2 protein-coding genes and 1 pseudogene are annotated in these 2,452 nt (G+C 41.6%); all 3 read right to left on the bottom strand.

The features are described from left to right. Nucleotides 1-67 precede the first annotated feature (67 nt). Nucleotides 68-814: a 3-oxoacyl-ACP reductase FabG gene (gene fabG / locus H5072_RS16885; RefSeq protein WP_002962378.1), complete on the bottom strand. Its 747-nt coding sequence runs from the start codon at nt 812-814 to the stop codon at nt 68-70. An 11-nt stretch (nt 815-825) separates the two neighbouring features. Beyond that, nucleotides 826-1,752: an ACP S-malonyltransferase gene (gene fabD, locus H5072_RS16880; protein ID WP_039490050.1), complete on the bottom strand. Its 927-nt coding sequence runs from the start codon at nt 1,750-1,752 to the stop codon at nt 826-828. A 52-nt stretch (nt 1,753-1,804) separates the two neighbouring features. Beyond that, nucleotides 1,805-2,452, bottom strand: a pseudogene (locus tag H5072_RS16875) (phosphate acyltransferase); the annotation flags it as partial.

Below are 2,452 nucleotides of genomic sequence, written 5' to 3'. Positions count from 1 at the left end.
AAATAATTCAATGTTTTTGAGGTAACTTACTTAACTTTATTAAGTAACAATGTGGGTACAATGGTTATTAAACCATGTACATCGCGCCATTTACATGCAAAGTTTCACCTGATACGTACGCAGCCGCGTCAGATGCTAAATAACATACGGCAGCTGCAATTTCGTCTGGTTGGCCTAAACGCCCTGCTGGAACGTTTGCAAGTGTTGCTGCTTTTTGCTCATCAGTTAAATCATCAGTCATATCAGTTTGAATAAAACCAGGTGCCACTACGTTTACTGTAATACCACGTGATGCCACTTCGCGTGCAAGTGACTTAGAAAAACCAATGACGCCTGCTTTAGCCGCTGCATAGTTAGCTTGTCCTGCATTACCCATAGTGCCCACTACTGAGCCAATATTGATAATACGACCTTTCTTTTTCTTCATCATTGGACGAAGTACCGCTTTAGATAAACGGAAAATCGAGCTTAAGTTAGTGTCGATTATATCGTCCCACTCAGTCTCTTTCATACGCATTAATAGGTTATCACGTGTGATACCTGCGTTATTAACAAGTACGTCAATATCGCCAAAATCAGCTTTTATTGCGGCAAGTGTCGCTTCAATAGATGCAGGATCCGTTACGTTTAATGCATAACCTTTACCATTGTCACCTAAGTACTCGCTGATTTTAGCAGCGCCTGACTCACTTGTTGCAGTGCCTGCAACTTTTGCACCTTGCGCAACTAATGTTGTTGCAATTGCTTTACCAATACCACGGCTAGCGCCAGTAATTAGGACAATTTTGCCCTCTAAAGAAAATAAATTAGACATTTTATATACTCTTATTTAGCTGCAGCGATTGAAGCGGCATCGTTTACTGAGCCACAAACCATTGCTTTATCAATTCGTTTCGCAAGCCCTGTTAATACTTTACCAGGACCAAATTCGTAGCTTTGCGTTACATCTTGTGCAACCAAGGCTTGTACTGTTTCTGTCCAGCGAACTGGGCTGTATAGTTGACGTACTAGTGCATCTTTAATTGCATCAGCGGTCGATTCAGCTTTTACATCAACATTATTAATTACATCACACTTAGGTGTATTAAATGTTAAAGCGGCCAAGTCTACCGCTAGCTTATCAGCTGCTGGCTTCATTAGTTCACAATGTGAAGGTACGCTAACCGAAAGTGGTAATGCGCGTTTAGCACCAGCATCTTTACATGCTTGTGATGCTCTATCTACTGCCGCTTTATGCCCTGCAATAACAACTTGACCAGGAGAATTGTAGTTAACTGGAGATACAACCTCACCTTGCGCTGAGGCAGCACATGCCGCTTTTATTTCTTCATCGCCTAAGCCAATAATCGCAGCCATTGAACCTACGCCTGCAGGTACAGCTTCTTGCATGTATAAACCACGGTTTTCAACAAGCTTAACAGCTTCGCTCAAGCTTAGTACGTCGCTACATACTAGTGCTGAATATTCACCTAAGCTGTGACCGGCCATAACAACGTCTGCATCTGGGTTTGCTGCAAGCCAATCACGGTAAATAGCAACACTTGCAGTTAATAATGCAGGTTGTGTACGATGAGTTTGATTTAATTTTTCTTCTGGGCCATTAAGAACTAGCTCTGCTAAGTCGTAACCCAGTGCATCTGATGCTTCTGCAAATGTTGCTTTAACAATGTCAGAACTCTCTAGTAGCTCTTGTAACATACCAACGCTTTGCGAGCCTTGACCTGGGAATAGAAGTGCAATTTTTTGTGCCATACTTTGCTCTTTTTAATTAAACAAATAAATAATGAAATACACGGCACATCAATTATTGATTAACCGCCGTGTCTTTAGAATGTGTTTTTTCGAAAATAGCGGCTATTTTATCAGGAAGTTGACGTTCAACCTCTTTTACCGCTTCATCAATTGCTGCTTGAAATGCTTTAGCTGACGCATTTCCATGACTTTTAACGACAATACCGCGCAATCCTACCAGAGAAGCACCGTTATACTGGTCGGGGTTCACCCTTTTATAGAGTTTTTTTATTATTGGACGCAATATAAACGCCATACATTTATACAAAAGGTGCTTTTCGAGCGCAGCTGTAAACTTATTCATAATAAGCTTGGCAATGCCTTCGCATGTTTTAAGCGCCACGTTACCCACAAACCCTTCGCATACAATAACATCAGCCTTGCCAGAAAAAATATCACTTCCTTCGCTATAACCAATGTAATTAATATGTGGGCTTTGCTGCATCAATTGTGCAGCTTGTTTAATGTCGTCGTGGCCTTTAATGTCCTCAGCGCCAATATTTAATAAGCTAACGCGAGGGTTATCGCAGCCAAGTGCTTGACCAGCAACTACAGAGCCCATAATGCCAAACTGATAGAGCATTTGCGCATCGCAGTGCACATTAGCACCTAAGTCGAGTAAATATACTGGGTTTTGGCTTTCTGTAGGAACAGATGAAAT

The sequence above is a fragment of the Pseudoalteromonas sp. SR45-5 genome (genome assembly GCF_014163565.1).
GTDB classification, from domain to species: Bacteria; Pseudomonadota; Gammaproteobacteria; order Enterobacterales; family Alteromonadaceae; genus Pseudoalteromonas; species Pseudoalteromonas distincta.
The sequence above is the reverse complement of the archived record's forward strand: the minus strand, read 5'-3'. Positions and strand labels throughout refer to the sequence as shown.

Excerpts from the sequence above, each read along its gene's own strand:
- fabG (WP_002962378.1), bottom strand. The coding sequence starts at position 814 with ATGTCTAATTTATTTTCTTTAGAGGGCAAAATTGTCCTAATTACTGGC.
- fabD (WP_039490050.1), bottom strand. The coding sequence starts at position 1,752 with ATGGCACAAAAAATTGCACTTCTATTCCCAGGTCAAGGCTCGCAAAGC.